The following is a 24,892-nucleotide window of genomic DNA, read 5'->3' on the forward strand; positions in this document are numbered from 1 at the left end:
GGAGTGTCTGTGCCAGAGGGTGCCGTCGCCATCGCCATGAGCCCGGCGCTGATCGTCGATGACGATCAGCGCATGCGCGCGCGCATGCGCGGACTGCTTGGTCGGTGCCTGGGCGACGAGGTCGTGGTGCTGGAAGCCGATTGCCTGGCCGCGGCGCGCACCGTGGTCGAGCACACGGCCTTGGCACTAAGCCTGATCGATGTCGGCCTGCCCGATGGCAGCGGCATCGATTTCGTTGGCTGGCTGCGCGAGCGCCAGCCGCAGGCCGCGCTGTTGGTCGTATCCGCCTACAGCGAGGAGGACACCGTGCTCGCCGCGCTGCGCAATGGCGCGATCGGTTATCTGCTCAAGGAGCGCGAGGACGCCGAGCTGCTGCAGTCGCTGCGCAGCATCCAGCATGGCGGCGCGCCGATCGACCCGTTCGTGGCGCGGCGCATTCTGGCGTTGTGGTCGCAAACCACCGCGCACACCCCCGAGGCGCGGCCCGCGCCCGTTGCCAGCGACGCATCCGCCGTGGCCGAGGATGCGCTGACCGAGCGCGAGCGCGAGATCCTCACCCTGGTCGCGCGCGGCTACAGCAATCGCGAGATCGCCGAACTGATGGCGCTGTCGCGTTTCACCGTCGAGGATTACACCAAGCGCATCTACCGCAAGCTCGCGGTGAACTCGCGCACTGCAGCGGTATTCGAGGCGCAGAGTCTGGGGTTGCTGTCCTGATGCAGCAGGGGGGCGCGATACCGTGGGTGCGCGCGTTGCTGGCGCTTGGCCTGGTGTTTCTTGCGTTGCCGGTGTGCGCGGCGCCTGCGACCCCAGTCGTGCCGCTACCGCAGGTTTCCGCGCATGTGGTGCTGCGCCTCGCGCACGCCGAGGCCGTGCCCACGGGATGGGACTCCGCGACGCCGCCCGCAAGCGGCTGGACACCGGTGCATCTGACAGATCTGTGGACCACGCAATGGTCGCGACACAACGGCGTGGTCTGGTATCGCCTGCGCTGGAATCAAAGCGATGCGCGCCAGCCCATCGGCCTGCTGCTGGACTATGTGTGCCTGGCCGATGCCGTGTACGTCAACGGCAGCCTGATCCACCGCGATCCGCATCTGCGCGAACCGCTGTCGCGCAGCTGGATCAAGCCGCACTATTTTCTGCTGGACGCGCCACTGCTGCGCGCAGGTGAAAACACCCTGCTGGTGCGCGTGTCCGGGTTGGCGGCCTACGCGCCGGGCCTGGGCGTGGTCCGTGTCGGCGATCCGCGCGTGCTGCATGTGCGCTATGCGCGCGGTGTCTGGTTGCGCCGCGATATGCGCATTTTCGACTTGACCACCGATATCGTGTTGGCAACGCTGTTCGGGCTGCTCTGGCTGATGCGGCGCAAGGACACCTTGTATGGTTGGTTCGCGCTGGCCTCGCTATCGGGTGCAGTCTACGGTTGGAATTTCGTGGCCAATTCGCCCTGGCCATTCGCCAGTACGGATGCATGGATGGCGGTGCATACCGCCATGCACATGGTCATGGCCGCGAGCTTCGCGCTGTTCTTGCTGCGCTATGGCGATGTTCGCTGGCCAAGGGTCGAACGTTTTCTGCTGATTGTCGCGGCGCTTGCATTGGCCTGCGCGCTCGCGTTGCCACACTGGTTCGGGCCTTGGCGCGTGATTTGGCAGATACCCGCCATGATCACCCTGTACGCCGCGATCCTGGGTTTCATCATCCATGCGTTGCGTTCGCGCCGCGCCGAATTGCTGATACCGGCGCTTTTTTTGATCCTTCCCGTCCTTGCCGCGGTCCACGACAACCTCGTGCAGGCGGGTGTCATCAAGGGCGAGACTTTTTTATCCGACTTGACCTCGCCGGTGACTCTGGTCGGTGTCAGCTTCGTTCTGGCCTATCGCTTTGTGGTAGCCATGCGGCGCGTTGAGCGCTTCAATCTCGAACTTGCGCAGGAGGTTGGCGCCGCGACCGACCAACTGCGCGCCACGCTGCAACGTGAGCAGGTGCTGGGTGTGGCCAACGCACGTATCCATGAGCGCCTGAATCTGGTGCGCGATTTGCACGATGGTTTCGGCGGCAGCCTGCTCGGTGCCATCGCCGAACTGGAGTCCGGCCCGGATGACCCCGTACGCAATGCCACTGCGCAAATGCTGCGTGATTTGCGCGACGATCTGCGTCTGCTGATCGACACCTCCACCCACGCCAATGATTGTGATCTGGCGGAGCTGCTGGCGCCCTTGCGCCATCGCAACACGCAGCGACTCGAACGAGCCGGTATCGCCAGTGAATGGCACTGCGAAGGCCTGGATGGACTCAGGCTGGGTGCCGTGCGCAGTCTCGATGTGCTGCGTTTGTTGCAGGAAGCGCTGACCAACGTGATCAGGCACAGCGGCGCCACTCGTGTGCAGATCAGCATGCAGCGCGCCGGTGCGCGTTTGCAGGTCGAGGTGCGCGACGATGGTCGTGGTTTCGCTGCCGCGTCGTTACCGTCACACTTCGGCGCGGGGCTTGCCAGTTTGCGCGCGCGCGCCGCGCGCCTCGGTGGCATGCTGGAAATCCACAGCGAACCGGGACGCGGCGTGTGCGTGCGTTGCGCGTTCGCGATCTGAGCATAGACCGTCGGCACGTGTTCGCCTCAGCCTGGCCGCGCTGATCTGGCCGGGCGCGGTGGCCGATACCGCTACAATGCCGCGTTCGCCGGTGCGGCCGGTGTCGCAGAGACGTTCGATGCAGCAGGACTGGCGCCGTCGCGTGGGCGCGGCACGCATACTGGTGGTTGGCGATGTCATGCTGGACCGCTACTGGTTCGGCGCGGTCGAGCGCATCTCGCCCGAGGCGCCGGTGCCGGTGGCGCGCGTGCAGCGCGAGCAAGATCGCCTCGGCGGCGCGGCCAACGCCGCGCTCAATGTCACCAGCCTCGGCGCGCAGGCCACGCTGTTGTCGGTGGTCGGCACGGACGAGCCCGGCCGGCGCCTGCAACAGTTGCTGGCCGAGTCATCGATCCGCAGCGCGCTGCACGAGGATGCGGGTCTGCGCACCACGCTCAAGCTGCGCGTGATCGCGCGCCAGCAGCAACTGCTGCGCATGGATTTTGAAACCACGCCCGACCACGAGCTGCTGGCCGTGCAGGGTGCGCGCTACGCGGCCGAGCTGCCCGGGCATGATGCGGTGCTGTTTTCCGATTACGGCAAGGGCGGCCTGGCGCACGTGGGCGAGATGGTGCAGGCCGCGCGCGCGGCCGGGCGCAGCGTGCTGGTCGATCCCAAGGGGCGCGACTACTCGCGCTACGCCGGCGCCACGCTGATCACGCCCAACCGCGCCGAGTTCAGCGAGGTTGCCGGCGATTGGCGCGACGAGGCCGAACTGGAGTCGCGCGCGCAACGCCTGCGCGAGGATCTGCATCTGCAGGCCGTGCTGGTCACGCGCGCCGAGGAAGGCATGACGCTGTTCAGCGCTGCCGGCCGCCTGCACGTGCCCGCCGCCGCGCGCGAGGTGTTTGATGTGTCCGGCGCGGGCGATACCGTGATCGCCACGCTGGCCGCGCTGCTGGGCGCCGGCGCCGGCCTGGAAGACGCCGTGCGCGCCGCCAACCGTGCCGCCGGCATCGTGGTCGGCAAGCAAGGCACCGCCAGTGTCAGCGCCGCGGAACTGTGGCCCGGGGAGTAAGCACCATGCGCATCATCGTCACCGGCGCGGCCGGTTTCATCGGCAGCAATCTGGTGCAGGCGCTGAACGCGCGTGGCATCGACGACATCATCGCGGTGGATGATCTGGAGCAGGGCGACAAGTTTCGCAATCTGGTCGATTTGCGCATCGCGGATTACATCGACAAGCGCGAGTTCTACGCGGCCTTCGCGCGTGGCCGTTACGGCAAGGTCGAAGCGGTGTTCCATCAGGGCGCCTGCTCGGACACCATGCAGCACGACGGTCGCTACATGCTGGACAACAACTATCGCGACAGCCGCATGTTGCTGGAAGCCAGCCAGATGCGCGGCACGCGGTTGCTGTATGCCAGTTCGGCGGCGACCTACGGCGACGGCGCGCACGGTTTTCACGAAGCGCCTGAATGCGAGGCGCCGCTCAACGTCTACGGGTATTCCAAGCTGCTGTTCGATCAGGTCGTGCGTCGCGCATTGCCCGGGGCGCGCAGCCAGGTGATCGGCTTCCGCTATTTCAATGTGTACGGCGCGCGCGAGCAGCACAAGGGGCGCATGGCCTCGGTGGCTTTCCACCATTTCAATCAGTTCCGCGAGCATGGCAAGGTGAAGCTGTTCGGTGCCTACAACGGTTACCACGCGGGTATGCAGGAACGCGATTTCGTGTGGGTGCGCGACGTCGTCGCGGTGAACCTCTGGGCCTTCGAGCATGGCGCGGTCAGTGGCGTGTTCAACCTTGGCAGTGGACGCGCGCAGCCGTTCAACGACATCGCGCTGAGCACGGTCAATACCCTGCGCGCGCTCGGCGGCGAAAAGGTCTTGCCGCTGGCGGCGTTGGTGCAGGGCGGCCTGATCGAATACATGGATTTTCCGGATGTCCTGGTGGGCAAGTACCAGTGTCACACCCAGGCCGACCTGGGTGCCTTGCGCGCGGCTGGCTGCGCGCATGTATTCGCGCCGGTCGAACAGGGTGTGGCGGCCTATGTGCGTGAGCTGGCCGCGGCGTGAGCCGGTGCTGGCAGTCGTGGCGCCGGCATCGCGGATACGGGGCATCGCGCAGCGTCATGGACGCTGTGCGCTTCACTCCGGCGGCAGCAATTCCAGCGCCATGACCATGGCATCCTCGCGGCCCCGGTGTGCCGGGTAATAACCGGGGCGACGCCCGATTTCGTTGAAACCGATATGCTCGTACAGCGCAACCGCGCGCTGGTTGCTGGGGCGTACTTCCAGGAACACGCGCTGCGCTTCATGCCAGCGCGCCAGGTCGAGCATGCGCCTGAGCAATCGCTGGCCGTGGCCCTGCCCCTGTTCGGATGGCGCGATGCACAGGTTCAGCAGGTGCGCTTCCTGCATGCCGACCGAGAGAATACCGTAGCCGATGATGCGCGCGCCGCGGGCCAGTACCCAGGCGTTGTAACCAGCACTGAAGCAATCGCGAAAGATGCCGCGCGTCCACGGAAATTCGTAGGCGGCGGTTTCGATCTCGGCGATCTGCGCCAGATCGTCCAGTTGCATGGGCCGCAGCGCGGCGGGTATCGATTGCGGCAGCGCGGCCATCATGCGGACCGTGCATGGCGCCCGCGCAGGGCTTTCAGTGCGCGCCACAGCGCGCGCTTGCGTGCGGGCTGCGCCAGCATGTCCGCAGGTGCGTCGGCGTGCTCGATCAGTGCGCTGGCCTGCGCATCGAGCGGCAGCAATCGCCCCAGCGCGGCGCGGGCTTCGCTGCCAAGCACCAGATAGGCCGACGCTGCGGGCAATGCGCCAGCGAGCGTGCCGAATTCAACGCAGGGTGCGCGCTGCAATGCAGCCGGCAGACACAGCAGCGCGGCGCACAGCAGTGCCTGCTGGCGTGCATCGGCGGCGGCGCCCGCGGGCAGCAGCACGATCAGCGCCGGCTTGTCGGCCGGTGTTGCAACACCCGCTGGCGGCGCGGGCAGGACGGCGGCTGTTTGCTGCATTTGCTGTGGTGCGGTCCGGGTGTCACGGCGCAGCAGCAGCGGTTGCACGCCCAGTGCGCGCAGCAGGCGCGCGCGCTCGGCGGGTGCCAGTACCAGCGCGCTCATGGCGTGCCCGCGCGTCCGCGGCGGCGCTGGCGCTGGCGCGCGGCCAGTCCCAGCAGCGTCAGCACCGGGCCGGACAGCACGTACAGCAGGATCACGCCAAAGGCCACGCGCGGTGGATCGATGGCCAGGGCCACCAGCACCAGCACCACCACGAACAGGAAGATGAAGGGCACACGATCACCCACCGGCCAGGACTTGAAGCTGAAATAGCGGAAGCGGCTGACCATCAGCAGCGCGGCGGCGGCGGCCACGAAGGGGGTGACGAAAACCAGCGTCCTGCCGTTCCACCCGAGGGTTTGCGCGGCCCACAGGTAAATCATGGTGAAGGCGGCCGCGGCTGGGCTGGCCAAGCCCTGGAAATAGCGCTTGTCGGCCATGCCGACCTGGGTATTGAAGCGCGCCAGACGCAGCGCCGCGCAGGCCGCGTACATGAATGCCGCGGCCCAGCCGATGCGCCCCCATACCGGACCATAGGCGCTCAACTTGGACAGCGACCACGAATACAGGATCAGGCTCGGCGCGAGGCCGAAGCTGACCAGATCCGAGAGCGAGTCGTACTGCACGCCGAATTCGCTCTGGGTATGGGTCAGGCGTGCCACGCGGCCGTCGAGCCCGTCCAGCACCGCGGCCACGAATACCGCCAGCACGGCGTCGCCATAATGCCCGCCCATTGCGGCGATGATCGCGTAGAACCCGGAGAACAGCGCCCCGGTGGTGAACAGGTTGGGCAGCAGGTAAATGCCGCGGCGCGGACGCCGTGGCGCTGGAGTCGCTTCGTTCATGTCAGCAGTGTAAACCAAGCGCGTCGAGGTTCATGGGCGCGACCGGCGTCACGCTGTGGCGGCATGGCGCGGACGTCTGCGGCCGCCACGCCGGGGCTCTGCTAGAGTGCCGCCGACTACCTCAGGGGAGGCCTCCCGATGCGTCGCATGTTCCTGGTTGCTCTTGCGCTGCTGTTGCTCGCGCCGCTGGCTTCGGCCCAGGTATACAAGTGGGTCGATGGCAAGGGCACGGTGCACTTTTCGCAAACGCCGCCCCCGCCCGGCGTCAAGTATCAAGTGATGCACATGGCCAGCGACACCGGCACCAATGCCACGGCTACGCCGCCGCCGGTGACCGCTGCTGCCAATGACGCGGGCAATGCGCCCGGCGCGCAGGCACCAGTGGCCAACACCCCGGCCAATCGCGCCGAGCTGTGTAAGCAGTTGCAGCAGAACATGACCCTGCTCAACAGCCCCGAGGCGCTCAATGTGGCCGGCGCGGACGGCAAGCCGGTGGCACTGGATGCGCAGGCCCGCGCGCAGCAGAAGACTCAAACGCAGGCGCAGATCCAGCAGTTCTGCACGCCGCCGAAAACGCAGTAGGCGCCCGCTACCGGCGCGGCGCCTCAGGGGTTGTGAAAACTTCGACCGCCGGCGCGGGCGTCTGGCGGCGGTCGCAGCAGGCGGGCGATTTTTTTTGCAGCTTCTCAGGCCAGCACGCCCTGCTGGTGCAGCCACTGGCCGAACTGCGGCAGCGACATGGCGCCGGACATGCGCGTCAGCTCGCGTCCACCGCGAAACACGATCAGCGTCGGGATGCTGCGGATGCCGAGCATGGCCGCGGTGGCCTGATTGGCTTCGGTATCGAGTTTGGCGAAGCGTGCCTGTGGCTCGAACTGTGCCGCGGCCTGCTCGAACACCGGCGCAAAATTGCGGCACGGTCCGCACCATGCGGCCCAGCAGTCCACCACCACCGGCAGCTGCGTGCGCCCGACCAGGGTGCTGTAGTTGGCATCGGTCAATGCCACCGGGTGGGCATCGAACAGCGGCTTGCCGCAGCGTCCGCATTGCGGTTGCTGGTTCAGGCGTGCGGCCGGTACGCGGTTGACCGCCAGGCAGTGCGGACAGGCTATTTCGATACTTTCGTTGGACATGAAAGGCTCCGTATTCAAAATTGGCTCGCGGGCGACGCTGCGCTGTGCGGTCGCGATTGACCTGGACAAGATGGCGGCGTCGAGCCGCGATACAAGTCGTGTGGCACGCGGCAGCTTGTCCCGGACTATCCAAGCGAGGCGCTCGGCACTATCGTGCGCGCAGACGGCATGGGCGGGCGCAGGCGAGGTGGTGGCGTGGTCGGCTGGAGGGTTTTGCTCGTAGCTTTGGGAGTGGTCGCGCTGGCGGCGTGCGCGCCCGTGCGACAGCGTCCGTCAGTGGCGCCGCGGCCATCATCGCCGGCGATGATCCATTTCCATGGCAGCGCCATGTTCAGCACGCGCATGGCGTTGCCGCCGGGTGCCACGCTCAGTGTCAGCCTGCTGCAAACGAACGCCCGGGGTACGCGCATGCTGGCGCAGGCAGGCGGCATGCCAGCGTCGAATTCGCCGGTGCCATTCTCGTTCGATGTGCCACGCACGCTGCTGCAACCCGGATACGACTATGCACTGAGCGCGAGCATTACCGATGCGCACGGTCGCGCGCTCTGGGTTCAGGCCACGCCCGCGCCGGTCGATCGCACGGTGGCCGATGAGTCGGTAACCCTGTGGCTGGTGCGCGCGGTGGAGCCGCCGCGACCCGCAACCGTGGTCACGGCACCGATCCGTCGCGGACCCGCCTACGTCGTCGCTGAAGGTCGCGAGCCGCAGTGGTCGGCGCGCATCTATGGTCTGGGCGCCACGCGCAGCATGCGCACCTCGATCGGCCATGACGACCCGCTGTTGCAACGCTATGCCAGGGTCAAGCGGCAGCGCCTGAACTCGGGTGTGGTGGTTTACACCACGGCCGACGGGTTCATCAGTCTGACGATCAGCCCGGGCACCTGCCGCACGCATGGCAGCAAAAAAGTGCTGGCGTGGCGGGCGGTGCTGGAAACCCCCGCAGCCAGCTATCGCGGCTGCGCGCGCGGTTTCCCCTGAGCGCCACGGGCGGTCATCCCCGGCTAGAATCCGCGTTTTGCCCGAGCCCGAATCCCATGCCGATCGCCAAGGATCACGTCGTCAGCCTGCACTACCGCGTCAGCGAGGGCAGCCAGCCCATCGAGAGTTCATTCGAGCGCAACGAACCGCTGTACGTGCTGATCGGCCACCAGAACATCATCCCGGGTTTGGAGCAAGCGCTGCTGGGTCGCGAGGCGGGCGAGCGTTTCAACGTGACCGTGCCGCCCGAGCAGGCCTATGGCCAGCGCCAGGATGGCATGCTCGTGCGCGTGCCGAAAAAATACTTCGCCCATGCCGGTCAGCTGCGCCCCGGCATGCTGGTGCCGCTGGCGCTGAAGGATGGTGGCCAGGAGTGGGTGACGGTGGTCAAGGTGGGCATGACCACGGTCGATGTGGATCGCAACCCGCCGATGGCCGGCAAGACGCTGGATTTCGAGGTGGAGATTCTCGCCGTGCGTGATGCCAGTGCCGAGGAAGTCGCGCATCACCACGCCCATGGCGCGGAAGGTGGCGCGCACGGCCACGGGTAGGTGGTCCGTGCATGGTACGGCCGGCGTGCGCATCCATAGCCGACAGCAGGAAGCAGGAAACAAGGTCGGGTTCAGCGCAGCACGCGCTTGCCATACAGGAAATGCCGGCTCCAGTAGGGGTTGTCCAGCGCGTCCAGACGCACCGTGCCGCCGGTATCCGGCGCATGCACGAAGCGGTCCTTGCCGACATAGATGCCGACGTGGCTGACGCCGTTGCCATCGGTCTGGAAGAACACCAGATCGCCTGGCGCGAGCTGCGCGCGGTCCAGACGCGGGTCGGGCAGGCGGCTCATCGCGCGCGAGGTGCGCGGCAAATCCAGGCGCGCTTCGGTGCGGAACACGTAATCGACCAGGCCGCTGCAATCGAAGCCACCGGCGGGCGTGTTGCCGCCCCAGTGGTACGGCGTACCGACCAGGCTGATGGCGCGAAACAGCACGTTGTTGGCGGCCATCGCCATGGTGCTGCCCGGCTGCGGGCGCTGCGGCGCGCTGGCGCAGGCGGTCAGCAGCAACAGCACGAGTGCCGGCAGGATGGGTCGCAACCTTCGCTGCATGGTCGAGCCTCGCTTGTGCCGCGACGAGGTTAGCGCGGTCGCGCGGCAACGCAAGCCGCGTGGCGTCGTTACTGGCGCGCGAGGCTGGCGTGCGCCTTGCCATCACGCAACTCGAACGTGAAGGCATACACCAGGCTGAAGGGCCTGGCGCTGCGCGAGCTGATCGTGCGCCCATCCAGCTCGTGTTGCGTGGAGATGACGAGTGGTGCGAACTGCCATTGTCGCGTGCAGGCCGCGATCGCGGCCATGAATTCGGCGGCATGGTCGATCAGTTGCAATTGCGCAGGTGGATCCGGTTGCACGCGCTGCACGCGGCCATCGGCACCGATCACCAGTTGCACCACCAGGGTCACCGGCGCCAACTTCAGTGCCAGCAACGACGGCGGGTACTGTGGATTCTCGAAGCGCGCCAGCGTTGCGCCGGAGAAGGCTTCGCCGGCGCTGAGCACATAACGCCGCGTGTCCGCACCATGCACCGGTTTGTAGCTGCCGGTGCCGGTGGGCAGCGGGGACGTGGCACTGGGTGGTGCGCTGGCGCAGCCAGCGAGCAGCAGGCAGGCAAGGGTCGCGCCGCCGCGCACGGCCTGCGGCCAGCACGTTGCAGTCATCGTGCCAGGATTCATGCAGAGCGCTTTCGGGTGTGTTGAGTCGCAGGAGTTTGCTCCGCGTAGATCAGAAATTGGATGGGCACTTCGATCCATGCCGCAACCGGCTTGCCATTCCGGGTCGCAGGCTTGAAATGCCACTTGGCAGCCGCCTGCAGCGATGCGTTGACCAGGTTTTGCGCTGGCTGCGGGCCGGGCTTGTGTACTTGCTTGATGGACAGCGGCATGCCCTGTGTGCCGACCAGAACGGCCAGATAGACCGTGCCCTGCTCGTGCTTTTTGACTGCGTCGATGGGGTAACGCGGCGGCAACTTGTCGTTGACGCTGATGTCTTGCGTGGGTGGATTCATGCCGGCCACGGTGCGTGTGGCGATCGGCACGGCGCTGTGCGCGGCCAGCACCGCGCCGCCGAGCAGAATCAGAATGAGGGTTGTTCCAGCAGCGCGCCGCCGAGCAGAACGACGGGTTTGTGCAAGCATGGCGATGCGCTCCTTGAGTTGGCGTGGGTGCGAGACGCCGCTGCCGAGCGGCAGCGGCAGGGTGGATGCGGCCTGCAGCAGGGTGCCGGCGTAACTGCGCAATGCCGGGGGCTGCCGCGAGGCGAACAGGCGCGCATCGCAGGCCACCTCCTGGTCCAGGGCGAAGGTGCGCTGCGCCCATGGGCGCAGCGGATGCCACCAGAACAGTGCGCCGAGCAGGGCGGCCAGCAGATTCCACCAAGCATCGCCCTGCGCGCGATGGCACAACTCGTGGTGCAGGATCTGCCACCGTTGCGTGGCATCGAAGCGCCGTTCGAAATCCGGCGGCAGCAACAACAGAGGGCGCGGCGCCCACAGCAGCGCCGGGCCAGCCGGGTGGCGGCGGATGTCCAGACGTGCGTGCCGGCCCTCGACACCATGCCGCGCCAGCGTGTCGCCGGGGAGCACGCGCAGCGCCAGACGCAGGGCGGCGTAGCGGCCCAGCAACACGAGCAGCGCGCAGGCGGAACCGAACAGCCACAGGCCGACCAGCAGCGTGCCGATCCAATCGGGCAGCAGCGAGGCCACCGGCGCGGTCGTGCCCGATCCCGCGTGCGCGAGCACGATGACGGATCGAGTCAGCGCCGGCCAGCGCAGCGGCGCCAGCGGCCACAAGTTTGCCGCGAGGCTGGCCAGCATCGCGACTGGCGGCAACAGCCACAGCGCGTAGGCGCAGCGCGGACCCGCCAGCGCGCGCAGCGGACGGCGCAGCGCCAGCACGGCGAGCAGGCTGGTGGTGAACCATGCGGCCAGCGCGGGCGTGGCCAGCAGCAGCGCGTGCGGCAGCATGTCGGCGCTCATGAGCGTTTGCTCCGGCGTGTGGATTTCGCGGGGCCTTCGGCTTCGATCGCGTCCAGCAGGGCGCGGATCTCGGCGATGTCCTTGCCGCTGAGTGCGCCGCTGCGGCTGAAGTGCGCCAGCAGGGGCGGCAGGCGCCCGCCGAACAGGCGCTGCAGCAGACCGCCGGCTTCGTCGTCCACCCAGGCATCGCGGTCCTTGCGCGCGGTGTAGATGTAGCGGCGGCCGTCGCGCTCGACCGCGACCATGCTCTTGTCGCGCAGGCGCGCGAGCAGGGTCTTCACCGTGGTCGGGCTCCAGCCGGAACGCTCGGCGAGGTGCGCGATGACCTGCTCGGCAGTGCTGGGGCCGAGCTCCCAGAGCGATTCCATGACACGGCTTTCGGCGGGCGTGATCGACATGGCGCATCCAACGACAGATGTAGTCGATATGACTACGCCTGTAGTTGTCGCGTGTCAAGAGGTATCGCCGCGCACGCCGCACGCACGACCCCGGCACGCTTTGCGCGCAGTCAGCCGGCTGCGGCGAGGCCGTCTTCTTCGCGGGCGAGCCTGCGTTCGAAGTCCAGCGAACGTTGCAGTGCCGCGGCGCGCAGCACTGGCGAGATCGGCTGGCCTTGGCACAAGTCCGCGAACAAGGCCTGATGGTGGCTGGTGAAACCGGGGTCGGCCTGCGCTTCGGCAAGCGCGATGATCAGCGTAGCCAGCCAGCCGCTGTCGGGATTGCGCAAAGCCAGAAGCATTTCGGAGGTGGCGGCCATGGCGGCATTCTCGGGGGTGATGTGTGGAACGAGTGACATGAGTGAATCTGAAGCAGATTCCATGCCATACATTTACACATTGCGGAAACAATGATTTACGAATGCTTCTGCACGTCACTTTTCGCGATGATGCCTGTGCGGCGCGTCACATCGCGACGCGCATGCGACCTTGCGCGGCAACTTGTCGTTGCGTTGAAAACGCCGCGCCGCGCAACGACCTGATGCACATGGCGCTGGCCTACAATGCCTGCATGAGCAGCAAAAACGATGTGCTGATCCTGGGTGCGGGCGTGATCGGTTTGGCCTGCGCGCTGCAGTTGTTGCGCGATGGCGCCCAAGTCACCGTGATCGAGCAAACCGCGCCGGGCGCCGGCGCCTCGCACGGCAATTGCGGCACCATCACGCCCAGCCACGCGCCACCGCTGACCGCGCCGGGGGTGGTGCTGCGCGCGCTGCGCTCGTTGCTGCGCGCGGACGCGCCCTTGCGTATCAGTCCCATGCCGGACTTGGCGCGCTGGCGCTGGTTGTTTGGCCTGGCGCGGCAGGCACGGCCTGCCGCGTTCTGGCACGCCGCGCAGGCGCGCGCCGCGCTGCTGCAGCGCGCGCGTGAACTGCTGCCGCAGATGCTCGCGCGCGAAGGCATCGACGCCGGCTGGAGCGAGCAGGGCCTGTTGCTGGTATTCCGCGATGCGCGTGCGCTGGCGGCCGAGCAGCATGATGTGGAGGTGCTGCAGCGCCTGCGAATTCCGGTACGCGTGCTGCAGGGCGCCGAGGTCGAGGCGCGCGAACCGGCGCTACGTCCCGGCGTGGCCGGTGCCATCGAGCACACGGGGGATGCCATGCTGCGCCCGGAGCGGCTGGTCGCGGGTCTGGCGGCGCGCGTACAGGCACTGGGCGGCGTGATCGAATCCGGCGCGCGCATCGAAGGCTTCGATACGGGCGCTGCGCGCATCACCACGGTGCACACCACGCGCGGCAGTTTCCGCGCTGCGCAGGTGTTGCTGGCGCTGGGCGCGTGGTCGCCGCTGCTGGCGCGACGCCTGGGTTTGCACATACCGGTGCAGCCCGGCAAGGGCTATTCGATGACCTGGGACGCACAGCCCGGCGCGCCGCGCACGCCGCTGGTGCTGAAGGAGCGCAGCGTGTGCGTCACCGCCTGGCAGGATGGTTTCCGTCTGGGCAGCACGATGGAATTTTCCGGCTGGTCCGGTGGACTCAACCCGGTGCGTCTGGCCGCCTTGCAGCGTGCCGCGGGTGAATATCTGCGTGCGCCGCCGCGCACGCCGGCACGCGAGCAGTGGTGGGGTTGGCGGCCGATGAGTCGCGACGAGGTGCCGCTGATCGGCCCCAGCACGCGCTGGCGCAACCTGTGGCTGGCCACCGGCCACGGCATGCTGGGCGTGAGCATGGCCGCGGCCACCGCCGAGCTGATCGCGCAATTGCTGGATGCGCGCGCGCCGACGCTCGATGCCGCGCTGTATGCGCCGGCACGCTTCGGTTTGTGAGGCGTGCGCCCGCGCTGCGGCATTCCGACGGCGTCGCGCGCAAGCTGATCGGACTAGGATGGCGTTGCAATCACTGGAGAACGACCATGCAACTCAACGTAGGCAGTCTGGACCGCATCATCCGTATCGCCGTCGGCATCGCGTTGCTGGCGCTGATTTTCATTCTGCCGGGCAAGGAGCGTTGGTGGGGTCTGATCGGTTTGCTGCCGCTGGGCACAGGCCTGTTCGGATTTTGTCCCGCGTACACGCTGTTCGGTCTCAATACCTGCCCGATGAAGGCGCGCGCCAAGTCCTGATCGAGGCTGCGGCCGCCATGGTTTTCACGGAGGCATGGCCATGAGCGATTTCAGCCTGCATCGCGGCAGCGCGCCCTTGCTGGTGAGCCTGCCGCACAATGGCATCGAGTTGCCGCCCGCGATCGCGGCCACGTTCACGCCCGCAGCGCTGCGCGTGGCCGACACTGACTGGCACATGGCGCATCTGTACGGGTTCGCGCTGGAGCTGGGCGCCAGCGTGCTGGTGCCGCGCTGGTCGCGCTACGTGGTCGATCTGAACCGTGCGCCGGATGGCGCGGCGCTGTATCCGGGGCGCGTCGAGACCACGTTGTGCCCGACCGAAACTTTCGCCGGCGTGGCGATCTACCAGCCCGGCGCCGCCCCCGACAAGTTCGTCGTCGCACAGCGCCGCGCGCGTTACTGGCAGCCGTATCACGACGCGTTGCGCGACGAACTGGCGCGGCTGCGCGCGCGGTTCCCGCGCGTGCTGCTGTGGGACGGTCACTCGATCCGCGGACGCGTACCGCGTCTGTTCGATGGCGAGTTGCCGGAGCTGAATCTGGGCAGCGCGGACGGCCTCAGTTGCGATCCGCAGGTGCAGCGCGCGATCGACCACGTGCTGGCCGCGCAGCACGGCTACAGCTACGTCATCAACGGGCGTTTCAAGGGCGGCTACATCACCCGTCACTACGGCCAGCCGCAGCTGGGCGTGCATGCGCTGCAGATGGAACTGGCGCAACGCACCTACATGGACGAGGACAGCTTCGCCTGGGACGGCGCGCGCGCCACACGCTTGCAAAGCCTGCTGCGCACGCTGCTGCAGGCCGGGCTGGCTGCGGTCACCTGAATTCATGGCCCAGGTCATGGCATGTTGCTGCATGGCGCACTCGACTCATGTCGGTCGGGTTGCGACATCTCGATCAGGTCGTGACTGCGGGCACGGGGTCGCCCGATGCACGATATTGCCGACCAGTCGTGCCCGCGGTCAGCGTGTGAAATCCAGTGGCCGCGTCAACCGCGCCAGCGCTTGGGCCTGCGCCTCGACGAGCGCCGCGGGGCTTTCCACGCGCATGCCCAGCGGGCGGATCTGGCCGTCGAACAGGCTGTAAATCCACGCGTGCACCGCCAGCTTCTGACCACGTGCCCAGGCGTCCTGCACCACCGTGGTCAGGCATACGTTGGCGGCCTGTTCGATCACGTTGAGTTCGCACAGGCGCGCGTGACGCAGACTGTCCAGGTCGACCTCGTCGAGCATGGCGCGGTGCTTCAGCATGACGTCGCCGACATGCCGCAGCCAGTTGTCGACCAGGCCCATGCGCCGCTGTTCCAGCACCGCCTGCACGCCGCCGCAGCCATAGTGGCCGACCACCAGGATGTGCTTGACCTTGAGCACATCGACCGCGAACTGGATGGTGCTGAGGCAATTCAGATCGCCGTGCGCCACGACGTTGGCGACATTGCGGTGCACGAACACCTCGCCCGGCGGCAGGCCGATGATCTCGTTGGCCGGAACGCGGCTGTCGGCGCAGCCGATCCACAGGTATTGCGGCGCCTGCTGGCGCGAGAGGCGCTTGAAGAAGTCGGGGTCGCGCTCGCGCAGCGAGTGGGCCCAGGTGCGGTTGTTGGCAAGAAGTTCGGCGATTTCAGGCATGCGTACAGGATAACCCAGAGTGCCAAAACGCCCCGTATCCGGAGCCTGTTCAGAACGTCGCGCTGCCCGGCGTGCGCGGATACGGGATGGCATCGCGGATGTTGCCGAGGCCGCACAGGTAGACCAGCAGGCGCTCGAAGCCGAGCCCGAAGCCGGCGTGCGGGACGGTGCCGTAGCGGCGCAGGTCGCGGTACCACTGGTAATGCGCCGGGTCGAGTTTGAACTGCAGCATGCGCCGGTCCAGATAATCCAGGCGTTCCTCGCGCTGGCTGCCGCCGATGATCTCGCCGATGCCCGGCGCCAGCACATCCATCGCCGCCACGGTGCGACCGTCGTCGTTGAGGCGCATGTAGAACGCCTTGATCGCCTCGGGGTAGTTCATCACCACCACCGGACGGCCGACGTGTTCCTCGGCCAGGTAGCGCTCGTGCTCGGTCTGCAGATCGATGCCCCAGGCCACCGGAAACTCGAACTTGCGTGGCGCCTTTTCCAGAATGCGGATGGCTTCGCTGTAGTCGAGGCGCGCGAAGGGCTCGCGCACGAAGGATTCGATGCGGCGGATCACGCTGGGCTCGACGCGTTCGGCGAAAAACGCCAGGTCGTCCATGCGCTCGTCCAGCACCGCCTGAAAAATCGCCTTGAGAAAGCCCTCGGCCAGCGTCGCGTCGGCGTCCAGATCGGCGAAGGCGATCTCCGGCTCGATCATCCAGAATTCGGCCAGATGGCGCGCGGTGTTGGAGTTCTCGGCGCGGAATGTCGGCCCGAAGGTATAGACCTTGCTCAGCGCCAGGCAGTAGGCCTCGACGTTCAATTGCCCGGAGACGGTGAGAAACGCTTCCTTGCCGAAGAAGTCCTTGCCGAAGTCGATGCCGCCGCCCGGCGTGCGCGGCAGATTGGCCAGGTCCAGCGTGGACACGCGGAACATGTCGCCCGCGCCCTCGGCATCCGAGGTGGTGATGATCGGCGTGTTGACCCAGAAGAACCCCTGCGCGCCCAGATAGCGGTGGATGGCGCTCATCGCGGTGTGGCGCACCCGCGCCACCGCGCCGATCAGGTTGGTGCGCGGGCGCAGGTGCGCGACCTCGCGCAAAAACTCCATCGAGTGCGCCTTGGGCTGGATGGGATAGGTCTCGGGATCCTCGACGAAACCGGTCACTTCGATCGCGCTGGCCTGGATCTCGAACGCTTGCCCCTGCCCCTGCGATGGACTCAGCGTGCCGCTGGCGCGCAGCGCGCAGCCGGCGCTGAGACGCTTGATTTCCGATTCGTAGTTGGCCAGCGTGGCTGGTGCGACGATCTGGATCGGCGCGAAGCACGAGCCGTCGGCGAGATTGATGAAGGACAGGCCGGCCTTGGAATCGCGGCGTGTGCGTACCCAGCCCTGCACGGTCACTGCCTGTCCTGCCTGGACGCCGGCCAGTGCCTGTTTGACGCTCACGATCGTCATTGCCGTTCACTCCCCGGGCGCATGCGCGCGCCTGTGGCCAAAACCCGGATCGTACCCGAGCCTCGCGTGCGCGCTAAACTGCGCACATGAAACCGGTTGCATCCTTGCCCATTACCCTCAGTGCCGCCGCACGAGCGCGCTGCGCCGAGTTCCTCGCACGCCAGCCCGCGGCGCGTGCGGTGCGGTTTTCGGTCAAGCGCAGTGGCTGCTCGGGTTACAGTTATGTGGTTGACCTGGCGGATGAACTGGGTGCCGATGATCTGCTGGCCGAATATGAGGGCCTGCCGGTCGCGGTGGCCGAAGCCAGCCTGCCGATGTTGCAAGGCGTGCAGGTGGATTTCCGCCGCGAGGGCCTGAACGCGGCGTTCGTGTTCGAAAACCCCAACGCCACCGGCGCTTGTGGCTGCGGCGAGAGCTTCACCGTCGGCTAGCCGGCCCGGCGCACGCCCGCAGCAGCTTGCCGCATAGGCTTGCTGCCGGCTAGACTTCCGCTCCTGTCTGCCCTGCGCAGGCAGTTCTTGCCTCACCGCCGGCCTGTCGCCGCGCCGGGAGGCTGCCCCTTTCGGGGCCATCCACGAGGACACATCATGCGCCATTACGAAGTCGTGTTTCTGGTCCATCCGGACCAGAGCGAGCAGGTTCCAGCCATGCTCGAGCGTTACAAGAATCTGGTCGAGGCCGATGGCGGCAAGGTCCATCGCATCGAGGACTGGGGCCGTCGCCAGCTCGCCTACACCATCCAGGATCTGGCCAAGGCGCACTACGCGATGCTCAATATCGAGTGCGGCGCCAAGATCATCGCCGAGCTGGACACGGGCTTCCGCTTCAACGATGCCGTGCTGCGGCACCTGATCACGCGTCGCGACGACGCGGTGACCGAACCTTCGCCGATTCTGAAGGCCAAGGAAAAGGAAGAAACCAAGTCCCCGCGGCGTCGCGATGAGGATGGCGAGGGCAGCATGCCTGTCGCCGAGTCGCGCGAACAGGCCGCCTGAGGAGTATCGCCATGTCCAAATTTTTTCGTCGTCGCAAGTTCTGCAAATTCACCGCCGAGGGCGTGATCGAGATCGACTACAAGGATCTCAACACCCTGCGCCAGTACCTCACCGAAAACGCCAAGATCGTACCCAGCCGCGTATCCGGCACCAAGGCGCGCTATCAGCGCCAGCTGGCCACGGCGGTCAAGCGCGCGCGTTTCCTGGCGCTGTTGCCCTACACCGACGCGCATGACGTTTGAGCGTCGCCATTGCTGATTCGGACAGCCATCCGGCTGCGCCTCACGCGCTAACGAATTGAGAGAACCACATGGAACTGATCCTGCTTGAGAAAGTGAAGAACCTGGGCAGCCTGGGCGACAAGGTCCAGGTCAAGCCTGGTTACGGGCGCAATTATCTGGTGCCGCACGGCAAGGCCGCGCCGGCCACGGCGGCCAATCTCGCCGACTTCGAGAAGCGTCGCGTCGAGCTGGAGGCCAGGCACAACGCGCTGCTGGCCACGGCCGAATCGCGCCGCGCCGCGCTGGAAGGACAAGAAGTCAGCCTCAGTGTCAATGCCAGCCCCGAGGGCAAGCTGTACGGTTCGGTCGGCCCGCGCGAAATCGCCGAGGCATTCAGTGCGCGCGGTCTGGTGGTGGAGAAGAGCGAGGTGATCCTGGCCGAAGGCCCGATCCGCGTGACGGGCGAGACCACCCTGACGCTGGCGCTGCATGCCGATGTCAGCGTCACGGTCAAGGTGATCGTGCTGGCGCTTTGATGCCGCGCCATGCCGGTTGATCACGATGGGCGCCTGCGGGCGCCCATCGTGTTTCATGCAGCGCGATTTTCCGGCGGCGTGTGATTGCGTCGCAGGCCCTGCGATGGCGCGCGCGCACATTCGCACACAGCTTATGCACAGGTTTGTGCTCTTCCGCCCCGCCCCGCCGCGGTCCATCATCCCCGCTTGATCATCCCCGTCTGGCCGTGCGTTGCCCGGCCACCGCGCAAGCTGGAGTTGCCATGCCGTCCCTGATGCCCGAACGCAAAGCCGCGCCGTCGATCGATAGTCTGCGCATTCCTCCGCATTCGATCGAGGCCGAGCAGGCCGTGCTGGGCGGCATCATGCTGCAGCCGGAGGCTTGGGACCGCATCGCCGATCTGGTCACCGCCGAGGATTTCTACCGGCGTGACCACCGCCTGATCTTCGCCGCGATCGGGCAACTGATCGAGCGCAATCAGCCTTGCGATGCGATCACCCTGGGCGAATGGTTCGAGTCGCAGCAGCAGGCCGGCGACGTCGGCGGCATGGGTTACCTGGCCGAGCTGGTCAACAACACGCCCAGCGCCGCCAACGTGCGCGCCTACGCCGAGATCGTGCGCGAGAAATCCCTGCTGCGCCGGCTGATCGATGCGGGCGTGCACATCGCCGAGGACGGCTACCGGCCCGAGGGGCGCGCCACGCGCGAGCTGGTGGATCTGGCCGAGCAGCGCGTGTTCGCCATCGCCGAGGGCGGCAAGCGCGCCGGGCAGGGCTACGTGGGCATGCACGAGACCGCGCGCGAAGTGCTGCGTCTGCTGCAGGAGCGCTACGAACATCGCGGCCAGCTCACCGGGCTGGCCACCGGCTTCACCGATCTGGATCACCTGACCTCGGGCCTGCAGCCCTCCGATCTGGTCATCGTCGCGGCGCGTCCGGCCATGGGCAAGACCGCGTTCGCGCTGAACATCGCCGAGCACGCCGCGCTGCGCAGCAAGAAGACCGCGCTGGTGTTCTCCATGGAAATGTCGGCCACGCAGCTGGGGTTTCGCCTGGTGTCCTCGGTCGGGCGCATCGACCAGACGCAATTGCGCAACGGCGATATCCCCGACGAGGACTGGCCGCGCGTGACCAATGCCATGAGCCTGCTCAGCGGCGCACGCATCTTCGTCGACGACACCCCGGCGCTCGCGCCGATGGAGTTGCGCGCGCGCGCGCGGCGCCTGCAGCGCGAGCACGGCCTCGGCCTGATCGTCATCGACTACCTGCAGCTGATGCAGGTGCCCGGCAACACCGAGAACCGCGCCACCGAAATCTCCGAAATCTCGCGCGGGCTCAAGGCGCTGGCCAAGGAACTCAACGTGCCGGTGATGGCGCTGTCGCAGCTCAACCGATCCTTGGAGCAGCGCACCGACAAGCGCCCGGTGATGGCCGACCTGCGCGAGTCCGGCGCCATCGAGCAGGACGCCGACGTGATCATGTTCATCTACCGCGACGAGTACTACCACAAGGATTCGCCCGACAAGGGCCTGGCCGAGGTGATCATCGGCAAGCAGCGCAACGGCCCCACCGGTACGCTCAAATTGGCGTTTCTGGGTCGTTACACCAAGTTCGAAAACTACGACCCTGGCCAGTACGGCGGTAGCTTCGAGTGAGCCGGCTGGCCGTCGCAAGCATCGATCTCGCGGCGCTGACGGCCAACCTCGCGCGCTTGCGTGCGCTGGCGGCGCCGGCGCGGCTGATGGCGGTGGTCAAGGCCGATGGCTACGGCCATGGGCTCGAGCGCGTGGCGCGCGCCCTCGCCGGTGCCGATGCTTTCGGCGTGGCGGCCATCGCCGATGGTCAGCGCCTGCGCGCGGCCGGGCATGCCGAGCGCATCGTGGTGTTGTCCGGCCCGGATGCGCCCGGTGATCTGGCCGAGCTGCGCCGCCTCGATCTGGATGCGGTGATCCATCACCGCAGTCAACTGGAATGGCTGGAGGCCGAGGCCGGCGGCGCGCCGTTGCGCGTGTGGCTGAAAGTCGATTCGGGCATGCATCGCCTGGGTTTCGCGCCACAGTGCGTGGCCGAAGTGCACGCGCGCCTGGCACGCCTGCCGCAGGTGCATCCCGAGATTGTGCTGATGACGCACTTCGCCGCCTCGGACGAGTTCGGCAATGCGCTGACCGCGCAGCAGATCGAGGCCTTCGCGGCGGCCACGCGCGGTCTGCCGGGGCCGCGTTCGTTGTCCAACTCGGCGGCGCTGCTGGGCTGGCCGGCGGCACGCGGCGACTGGGTGCGTGCTGGCGGCCTGCTGTACGGGCTGTCGGTGGTGCGCGGCAAGACGGGTGCCGATCATGGCGTGGTGCCGGCCATGCGTCTGGCCACGCGCCTGATCGCAGTGAACCGCGTTGCCCAGGGTGAAGCCATCGGCTATGCCGGCACTTGGCGCTGCCCCGAGGCCATGCCGGTGGGCATTGCCGCGATCGGTTATGGCGATGGCTATCCGCGCAGCGCGCCCAGCGGCACGCCAGCGTTGCTGCGCGAGCGCGAGGTGGCGCTGATCGGACGCGTGTCGATGGACCTGCTGGCGCTGGATTTGCGCGCCGTGCCCGACGCCCGGGTCGGCGATGAAGTGGTGTTGTGGGGGCCGGATCTGCCGGTCGAGCACATCGCCGCCGCCGCCGGCACGATCAGCTACGAGCTGACCTGCGGGGTCACACGGCGCGTCCTTTTCGTCGAGCGCTGACCGGCGGCCAGTGACCTGCGCTGCTGTTCCATGCAGTGCCGCATGGGGGGTGCCGTGCCCGTCACGGGTGCGTGGTCGGGGCCGGCCAAACTGAACCTGCGCTGCGCGCGGTGTGAACTTTGCTGCGATGCAGCGGGTCAGATTCCGCGTCGGCCGCCCCGGGATGAATTCGGGGCGGCGCTGTCGCGGTGCACGCAACCTCGCGCGCCGCATCCCGCCCGCTTGCAGTCCTGCCGCGCGCAGCCCTGCCGCAACGTCCAGTGAGGAATCCGCATGCAAGCAACCGATGTCGCCCAGCAGGCTTTCGCCATGCCGCTGGCGCACCCCGCCTATCCGCGCGGTCCGTACCGTTTCGTCAACCGCGAGTTCTTCGTCATCGCCTATCGCACCGATCCGGCGCGCCTGCGCGCGCTGGTGCCGGAGCCGTTGCTGCCGCTGGACGATACGGTCAAGTTCGAGTTCATCTCGATGCCCGATTCGACCGGCTTCGGCCATTACCACGAGTCGGGCCAGGTCGTACCGGTGACCTACAAGGGCAAGCCCGGCACGTACCAGATCGCGATGTTTCTCGATGACGAGGCACCGCTGGCCGGAGGCCGCGAGATCTGGGGCTTCCCCAAGACCATGGGTAAGCCGACGCTGCGCGTAGAGAAGGACACGCTGCTCGGCACGCTCGATTACGGTCCGGTACGCATCGCCACCGGCAGCATGGGCTTCAAGCACAAGACGCTGGATGTGGACGCGGTACGCAAGAGCCTGAGCGTGCCCAATTATCTGCTCAAGATCATCCCGCACGTGGATTGCACGCCGCGTATCTGCGAGCTGGTCGAGTATGACCTCCAGGACCTGGTGGTGAAGGGCGCGTGGAGCGGCCCGGCCGCACTGGAACTGCACCAGCATGCGCTGGCGCCGGTGACCGATCTGCCGGTGCTCGAAGTGGTCTCGGCGGTGCACGTGCTGACCGACCTGACCCTGGGCCTCGGCCGCGTGGCGCACGACTATCTGGCCGCGCCCGCCGCGAAAAAATGAGCGTGTCGCACGCTTGATCCCATTCCGCCAACAAGGAGTTTTCGCATGAACATGCAGCTCAGCCTCAAGGGCAAGACCGCCATCGTCACCGGCGCCGCCAGCGGCATCGGCCAGGAAATCGCCGAAACCTACGCGCGCGCGGGCGCCAAGGTCGCCATTGCCGATCTGAACCTGGATGCCGCCAAGGCCACCGCCGACGCCATCAACAAGGCCGGCGGCACGGCCATGGGCGTGGCCATGAACGTCGCCGACGAGGGCCAGGTGAATGCCGGCTGCGCCGAGGTGGCCAAGGCTTTCGGGACGGTGGACATCCTGGTGTCCAACGCCGGCATCCAGATCGTCAATCCGATCGAGAAATACAGCTTCGCCGACTGGAAAAAGCTGCTCGCCATCCACCTCGACGGGGCCTTCCTCACCACCAAGGCGGTGCTGCCCGGCATGTACGCCAAGAAGGCCGGCGTGGTCATCTACATGGGCTCGGTACATTCGCACGAGGCCAGCAAGCTGAAGAGCGCCTACGTCACCGCCAAGCACGGTCTGCTGGGTCTGGCGCGCGTGCTGGCCAAGGAAGGCGGCGACAAGGGTGTGCGCGCCAATGTCATCTGCCCGGGATTCGTGCGCACGCCGCTGGTGGAAAAGCAGATTCCCGAGCAGGCCAGGGAGCTGGGCATCAGCCAGGATGAGGTGATCAAGAACGTGATGCTCAAGGACACCGTCGACGGCGAGTTCACCACCACCGCCGACATCGCCAACCTGGCCTTGTTCCTGGCGGCTTTCCCGAGCAACGCGCTCACCGGCCAGTCGATCATCGCCAGCCACGGCTGGTGCATGAACTGAACTTCGCGACCATCGCACAGGAGCAAACCCGTGGCGCGCCGCACACCCCTACGCAAATCAGCAGGCAAGGAACAGGCCCCGGCCCAGGTCGGCGCAGCCCGCGCCGCGCCGCGGGTCACGGCGACCGCGGCCAAGGACGCGCTGCACCAGCACGTCGCCGAATACGCGGAAATCGCGCTGGTGCTGCAAGGTGGCGGCGCGCTGGGTGCCTATCAGGGCGGCATCTACGAGGCGCTGGACGCGGCCGCTGTGCGCATCGATCGCGTCGCCGGTATTTCCATCGGCTCGATCAATGCCGCGCTGATCGCCGGCAATCCGCCCGCGCAGCGCGTCAAGGCGTTGCGCGAATTCTGGCATCGCGTCACGCGGCAGCCGCTGTTGCCGCCCTCGCCGTGGGAGTGGTTCGAGGATGCGCTGGAATGGCCCGCGCCGCTGCGCGAGTGGCAAGGCCACATCGAAGGCCTGCGCGCGATCATGGAAGGCCAGCGCGGATTTTTTCATCCGCGCCAGGATCTGCTGCAGAGCCCGCACTTCACCAGCTTCTACGACACCGCGCCGCTGCGCGCCACGCTCGAGAGCCTGGTGGATTTCAAGCTGCTCAATAATGGCCCGGTGCGCATCAGCGTGGCCGCGGTCAACGTGCAAAGCGGCAATTTCGAGATCTTCGACAGCGCCGAGCAAACTCTGGGGCCGGAGCACATCATGGCCTCGGGCGCGCTGCCGCCAGGATTTCCGCCGGTGCAGGTGGGGGACCAGTTCTACTGGGATGGCGGGCTGGTTTCCAACACGCCGCTGATGCAGGTGCTGGGCGGGCATCCCAAGCGGCACACGCTGGTGTTTCAGGTGGATCTGTGGAACGCCCAGGGTGCGTTGCCCAGGGACCTGGCGCAGGTGCTGTCGCGGCAGAAGGACATCCAGTTCTCCAGCCGCACGCGCGCGGCCACCGATCTGCTGCAGCGCGCCCACGAGCAGCGCCACATCCTGCGCGAGCTGCTGACGCGCATCCCGCCCGGCAAGCGCGATGCGCTGTGCGACCAGGTGGCCGAGATGGCGCGCGACGAGCGCTACAACGTCGTGCACATGATCTACCGCGACAAGCCGATGGATGGCCAGGAAAAGGATTACCAGTTCGGCCGTCGCGCCATGTTGCGCCACTGGGCCGCGGGCCGCGCGGATACGCGCGCCACGCTGGCCCATGTTGACTGGTTCGCCTTGCCCGATGCGGAGCACCCGTTCCGCACGCACGATCTGCATCGCGGCGGCTGAGCGCCAGCCGCGGCGGACGCACGGAACGCCGCGTGGCAGG

At 67.2% G+C, this 24,892-nt stretch carries 30 protein-coding genes; 19 read left to right on the forward strand and 11 right to left on the reverse strand.

Annotated features, from left to right (window positions below; all coding sequences use genetic code 11):
- Positions 1-9: 9 nt before the first annotated feature.
- The 4 genes from Mschef_RS05760 (at position 10) to rfaD (ending at position 4,649) form a co-directional block, all read left to right on the forward strand.
- The gene (locus tag Mschef_RS05760; protein ID WP_206780153.1) at positions 10-717 is read left to right on the forward strand and encodes a response regulator transcription factor; all 708 of its coding nucleotides are present in this window, start codon (positions 10-12) and stop codon (positions 715-717) included.
- Entirely contained in the window at positions 717-2,594 is a 1,878-nt protein-coding gene (locus Mschef_RS05765; protein WP_081126931.1) for a sensor histidine kinase, read from the forward strand. Before Mschef_RS05760 ends, Mschef_RS05765 begins: the two co-directional genes overlap by 1 nt.
- 118 nt (positions 2,595-2,712) lie before the next feature.
- Complete coding sequence (gene rfaE1, locus Mschef_RS05770) at positions 2,713-3,651, forward strand: D-glycero-beta-D-manno-heptose-7-phosphate kinase (RefSeq protein WP_081126932.1); 939 nt, start codon at positions 2,713-2,715, stop codon at positions 3,649-3,651.
- Positions 3,652-3,656: 5 nt separating this feature from the next.
- A complete protein-coding gene (gene rfaD, locus Mschef_RS05775) occupies positions 3,657-4,649 on the forward strand; it encodes an ADP-glyceromanno-heptose 6-epimerase (RefSeq protein ID WP_081126933.1) in 993 nt (330 codons plus the stop codon).
- A 72-nt stretch (positions 4,650-4,721) separates the two neighbouring features.
- Here the strand turns inward: rfaD and rimI are convergent, their stop codons facing one another.
- The 3 genes from rimI to Mschef_RS05790 are packed head-to-tail and all read right to left on the reverse strand — an operon-like array spanning position 4,722 to position 6,486.
- Positions 4,722-5,198 carry a ribosomal protein S18-alanine N-acetyltransferase gene (rimI, locus tag Mschef_RS05780; protein WP_081126934.1) on the reverse strand — a complete coding sequence of 159 codons (477 nt, stop codon included), beginning with the start codon at positions 5,196-5,198 and terminating at the stop codon, positions 4,722-4,724.
- Complete coding sequence (locus Mschef_RS05785; protein WP_081126935.1) at positions 5,198-5,704, reverse strand: hypothetical protein; 507 nt, start codon at positions 5,702-5,704, stop codon at positions 5,198-5,200. Before Mschef_RS05785 ends, rimI begins: the two co-directional genes overlap by 1 nt.
- Entirely contained in the window at positions 5,701-6,486 is a 786-nt protein-coding gene (locus tag Mschef_RS05790) for a CDP-alcohol phosphatidyltransferase family protein (RefSeq protein ID WP_081126936.1), read from the reverse strand. Before Mschef_RS05790 ends, Mschef_RS05785 begins: the two co-directional genes overlap by 4 nt.
- A gap of 138 nt (positions 6,487-6,624) precedes the next feature.
- On the opposite strand from Mschef_RS05790, the gene Mschef_RS05795 reads away from it, so the two are divergent.
- Complete coding sequence (locus Mschef_RS05795; RefSeq protein WP_081126937.1) at positions 6,625-7,068, forward strand: DUF4124 domain-containing protein; 444 nt, start codon at positions 6,625-6,627, stop codon at positions 7,066-7,068.
- A 104-nt stretch (positions 7,069-7,172) separates the two neighbouring features.
- Here Mschef_RS05795 and trxC read toward each other — a convergent pair whose 3' ends face one another.
- Positions 7,173-7,619, reverse strand: a complete 447-nt coding sequence (gene trxC, locus Mschef_RS05800) for a thioredoxin TrxC (RefSeq protein WP_081126938.1) — start codon at positions 7,617-7,619, stop codon at positions 7,173-7,175.
- A gap of 327 nt (positions 7,620-7,946) precedes the next feature.
- Between trxC and Mschef_RS05805 the strand changes: the two genes are divergently transcribed.
- Together Mschef_RS05805 and Mschef_RS05810 are read left to right on the forward strand one after the other, a co-directional pair.
- Positions 7,947-8,597: a YbaY family lipoprotein gene (locus Mschef_RS05805; protein WP_176212413.1), complete on the forward strand. Its 651-nt coding sequence runs from the start codon at positions 7,947-7,949 to the stop codon at positions 8,595-8,597.
- A gap of 56 nt (positions 8,598-8,653) precedes the next feature.
- A complete protein-coding gene (locus tag Mschef_RS05810; protein WP_081126940.1) occupies positions 8,654-9,148 on the forward strand; it encodes an FKBP-type peptidyl-prolyl cis-trans isomerase in 495 nt (164 codons plus the stop codon).
- 71 nt (positions 9,149-9,219) lie between these two features.
- Here Mschef_RS05810 and Mschef_RS05815 read toward each other — a convergent pair whose 3' ends face one another.
- From Mschef_RS05815 to Mschef_RS05835, 5 genes are all read right to left on the reverse strand, one after another.
- On the reverse strand, positions 9,220-9,702 hold the full coding sequence (locus Mschef_RS05815; RefSeq protein ID WP_081126941.1) for a C40 family peptidase: 483 nt from the start codon (positions 9,700-9,702) through the stop codon (positions 9,220-9,222).
- Positions 9,703-9,770: 68 nt separating this feature from the next.
- On the reverse strand, positions 9,771-10,310 hold the full coding sequence (locus Mschef_RS05820; RefSeq protein WP_136256241.1) for a hypothetical protein: 540 nt from the start codon (positions 10,308-10,310) through the stop codon (positions 9,771-9,773).
- 11 nt (positions 10,311-10,321) lie between these two features.
- Positions 10,322-11,626 carry a TonB family protein gene (locus Mschef_RS05825; RefSeq protein WP_081126943.1) on the reverse strand — a complete coding sequence of 435 codons (1,305 nt, stop codon included), beginning with the start codon at positions 11,624-11,626 and terminating at the stop codon, positions 10,322-10,324.
- Positions 11,623-12,024: a BlaI/MecI/CopY family transcriptional regulator gene (locus tag Mschef_RS05830; protein WP_081126944.1), complete on the reverse strand. Its 402-nt coding sequence runs from the start codon at positions 12,022-12,024 to the stop codon at positions 11,623-11,625. Before Mschef_RS05830 ends, Mschef_RS05825 begins: the two co-directional genes overlap by 4 nt.
- A gap of 110 nt (positions 12,025-12,134) precedes the next feature.
- Positions 12,135-12,422, reverse strand: a complete 288-nt coding sequence (locus Mschef_RS05835) for a hypothetical protein (RefSeq protein ID WP_081126945.1) — start codon at positions 12,420-12,422, stop codon at positions 12,135-12,137.
- A gap of 212 nt (positions 12,423-12,634) precedes the next feature.
- On the opposite strand from Mschef_RS05835, the gene Mschef_RS05840 reads away from it, so the two are divergent.
- The 3 genes from Mschef_RS05840 (at position 12,635) to hutG (ending at position 15,010) form a co-directional block, all read left to right on the forward strand.
- Positions 12,635-13,888, forward strand: coding sequence for an NAD(P)/FAD-dependent oxidoreductase (locus tag Mschef_RS05840; protein WP_081129847.1), 1,254 nt, complete (start codon positions 12,635-12,637; stop codon positions 13,886-13,888).
- Positions 13,889-13,974: 86 nt separating this feature from the next.
- The gene (locus tag Mschef_RS05845) at positions 13,975-14,184 is read left to right on the forward strand and encodes a YgaP family membrane protein (RefSeq protein WP_081126946.1); all 210 of its coding nucleotides are present in this window, start codon (positions 13,975-13,977) and stop codon (positions 14,182-14,184) included.
- A 40-nt stretch (positions 14,185-14,224) separates the two neighbouring features.
- Positions 14,225-15,010 carry an N-formylglutamate deformylase gene (hutG, locus tag Mschef_RS05850; protein WP_081129848.1) on the forward strand — a complete coding sequence of 262 codons (786 nt, stop codon included), beginning with the start codon at positions 14,225-14,227 and terminating at the stop codon, positions 15,008-15,010.
- A gap of 138 nt (positions 15,011-15,148) precedes the next feature.
- On the opposite strand, the gene can is transcribed toward hutG, so the two are convergent.
- Positions 15,149-15,814: a carbonate dehydratase gene (gene can, locus Mschef_RS05855; protein ID WP_081126947.1), complete on the reverse strand. Its 666-nt coding sequence runs from the start codon at positions 15,812-15,814 to the stop codon at positions 15,149-15,151.
- A gap of 49 nt (positions 15,815-15,863) precedes the next feature.
- Complete coding sequence (asnS, locus tag Mschef_RS05860) at positions 15,864-17,261, reverse strand: asparagine--tRNA ligase (RefSeq protein ID WP_081126948.1); 1,398 nt, start codon at positions 17,259-17,261, stop codon at positions 15,864-15,866.
- Between the two features lie 104 nt (positions 17,262-17,365).
- Here asnS and Mschef_RS05865 point away from each other — a divergent pair, with 104 nt between their 5' ends.
- The 9 genes from Mschef_RS05865 (at position 17,366) to Mschef_RS05905 (ending at position 24,852) form a co-directional block, all read left to right on the forward strand.
- A complete protein-coding gene (locus Mschef_RS05865) occupies positions 17,366-17,692 on the forward strand; it encodes a HesB/IscA family protein (protein WP_081129849.1) in 327 nt (108 codons plus the stop codon).
- A gap of 153 nt (positions 17,693-17,845) precedes the next feature.
- Complete coding sequence (gene rpsF, locus Mschef_RS05870) at positions 17,846-18,256, forward strand: 30S ribosomal protein S6 (RefSeq protein WP_242426540.1); 411 nt, start codon at positions 17,846-17,848, stop codon at positions 18,254-18,256.
- An 11-nt stretch (positions 18,257-18,267) separates the two neighbouring features.
- Positions 18,268-18,498 (forward strand): 30S ribosomal protein S18, encoded by a 231-nt coding sequence (gene rpsR / locus Mschef_RS05875; protein WP_081126950.1) that lies wholly within the window; start codon positions 18,268-18,270, stop codon positions 18,496-18,498.
- Between the two features lie 68 nt (positions 18,499-18,566).
- The gene (gene rplI / locus Mschef_RS05880) at positions 18,567-19,013 is read left to right on the forward strand and encodes a 50S ribosomal protein L9 (protein ID WP_081126951.1); all 447 of its coding nucleotides are present in this window, start codon (positions 18,567-18,569) and stop codon (positions 19,011-19,013) included.
- Between the two features lie 242 nt (positions 19,014-19,255).
- Positions 19,256-20,647, forward strand: a complete 1,392-nt coding sequence (gene dnaB / locus Mschef_RS05885; RefSeq protein ID WP_081126952.1) for a replicative DNA helicase — start codon at positions 19,256-19,258, stop codon at positions 20,645-20,647.
- Complete coding sequence (alr, locus tag Mschef_RS05890) at positions 20,644-21,720, forward strand: alanine racemase (protein ID WP_081126953.1); 1,077 nt, start codon at positions 20,644-20,646, stop codon at positions 21,718-21,720. Before dnaB ends, alr begins: the two co-directional genes overlap by 4 nt.
- Before the next feature lie 273 nt (positions 21,721-21,993).
- Complete coding sequence (locus Mschef_RS05895) at positions 21,994-22,749, forward strand: acetoacetate decarboxylase (RefSeq protein WP_081126954.1); 756 nt, start codon at positions 21,994-21,996, stop codon at positions 22,747-22,749.
- A gap of 51 nt (positions 22,750-22,800) precedes the next feature.
- Complete coding sequence (locus tag Mschef_RS05900; RefSeq protein ID WP_176212465.1) at positions 22,801-23,586, forward strand: 3-hydroxybutyrate dehydrogenase; 786 nt, start codon at positions 22,801-22,803, stop codon at positions 23,584-23,586.
- Between the two features lie 30 nt (positions 23,587-23,616).
- Positions 23,617-24,852: a patatin-like phospholipase family protein gene (locus Mschef_RS05905; protein WP_081126956.1), complete on the forward strand. Its 1,236-nt coding sequence runs from the start codon at positions 23,617-23,619 to the stop codon at positions 24,850-24,852.
- Positions 24,853-24,892 lie beyond the last annotated feature (40 nt).

Source organism: Metallibacterium scheffleri (genome assembly GCF_002077135.1).
Lineage (GTDB): Bacteria > Pseudomonadota > Gammaproteobacteria > Xanthomonadales > Rhodanobacteraceae > Metallibacterium > Metallibacterium scheffleri.

Bases quoted from the DNA above. Each gene is read 5' to 3' on its own strand.
- can (WP_081126947.1), bottom strand. From the start codon at position 15,814: ATGCCTGAAATCGCCGAACTTCTTGCCAACAACCGCACCTGGGCCCAC.
- Mschef_RS05825 (WP_081126943.1), bottom strand. From the start codon at position 11,626: ATGAGCGCCGACATGCTGCCGCACGCGCTGCTGCTGGCCACGCCCGCG.
- rfaE1 (WP_081126932.1), top strand. From the start codon at position 2,713: ATGCAGCAGGACTGGCGCCGTCGCGTGGGCGCGGCACGCATACTGGTG.
- Mschef_RS05845 (WP_081126946.1), top strand. From the start codon at position 13,975: ATGCAACTCAACGTAGGCAGTCTGGACCGCATCATCCGTATCGCCGTC.
- rpsR (WP_081126950.1), top strand. From the start codon at position 18,268: ATGTCCAAATTTTTTCGTCGTCGCAAGTTCTGCAAATTCACCGCCGAG.
- trxC (WP_081126938.1), bottom strand. From the start codon at position 7,619: ATGTCCAACGAAAGTATCGAAATAGCCTGTCCGCACTGCCTGGCGGTC.
- Mschef_RS05895 (WP_081126954.1), top strand. From the start codon at position 21,994: ATGCAAGCAACCGATGTCGCCCAGCAGGCTTTCGCCATGCCGCTGGCG.
- Mschef_RS05835 (WP_081126945.1), bottom strand. From the start codon at position 12,422: ATGTCACTCGTTCCACACATCACCCCCGAGAATGCCGCCATGGCCGCC.
- Mschef_RS05840 (WP_081129847.1), top strand. From the start codon at position 12,635: ATGAGCAGCAAAAACGATGTGCTGATCCTGGGTGCGGGCGTGATCGGT.
- rplI (WP_081126951.1), top strand. From the start codon at position 18,567: ATGGAACTGATCCTGCTTGAGAAAGTGAAGAACCTGGGCAGCCTGGGC.
- Mschef_RS05785 (WP_081126935.1), bottom strand. From the start codon at position 5,704: ATGAGCGCGCTGGTACTGGCACCCGCCGAGCGCGCGCGCCTGCTGCGC.
- Mschef_RS05805 (WP_176212413.1), top strand. From the start codon at position 7,947: ATGTTCAGCACGCGCATGGCGTTGCCGCCGGGTGCCACGCTCAGTGTC.
- asnS (WP_081126948.1), bottom strand. From the start codon at position 17,261: ATGACGATCGTGAGCGTCAAACAGGCACTGGCCGGCGTCCAGGCAGGA.
- dnaB (WP_081126952.1), top strand. From the start codon at position 19,256: ATGCCGTCCCTGATGCCCGAACGCAAAGCCGCGCCGTCGATCGATAGT.
- Mschef_RS05830 (WP_081126944.1), bottom strand. From the start codon at position 12,024: ATGTCGATCACGCCCGCCGAAAGCCGTGTCATGGAATCGCTCTGGGAG.
- Mschef_RS05810 (WP_081126940.1), top strand. From the start codon at position 8,654: ATGCCGATCGCCAAGGATCACGTCGTCAGCCTGCACTACCGCGTCAGC.
- Mschef_RS05795 (WP_081126937.1), top strand. From the start codon at position 6,625: ATGCGTCGCATGTTCCTGGTTGCTCTTGCGCTGCTGTTGCTCGCGCCG.
- rimI (WP_081126934.1), bottom strand. From the start codon at position 5,198: ATGGCCGCGCTGCCGCAATCGATACCCGCCGCGCTGCGGCCCATGCAA.
- Mschef_RS05820 (WP_136256241.1), bottom strand. From the start codon at position 10,310: ATGACTGCAACGTGCTGGCCGCAGGCCGTGCGCGGCGGCGCGACCCTT.
- Mschef_RS05790 (WP_081126936.1), bottom strand. From the start codon at position 6,486: ATGAACGAAGCGACTCCAGCGCCACGGCGTCCGCGCCGCGGCATTTAC.
- hutG (WP_081129848.1), top strand. From the start codon at position 14,225: ATGAGCGATTTCAGCCTGCATCGCGGCAGCGCGCCCTTGCTGGTGAGC.
- Mschef_RS05765 (WP_081126931.1), top strand. From the start codon at position 717: ATGCAGCAGGGGGGCGCGATACCGTGGGTGCGCGCGTTGCTGGCGCTT.
- Mschef_RS05900 (WP_176212465.1), top strand. From the start codon at position 22,801: ATGCAGCTCAGCCTCAAGGGCAAGACCGCCATCGTCACCGGCGCCGCC.
- Mschef_RS05815 (WP_081126941.1), bottom strand. From the start codon at position 9,702: ATGCAGCGAAGGTTGCGACCCATCCTGCCGGCACTCGTGCTGTTGCTG.
- rfaD (WP_081126933.1), top strand. From the start codon at position 3,657: ATGCGCATCATCGTCACCGGCGCGGCCGGTTTCATCGGCAGCAATCTG.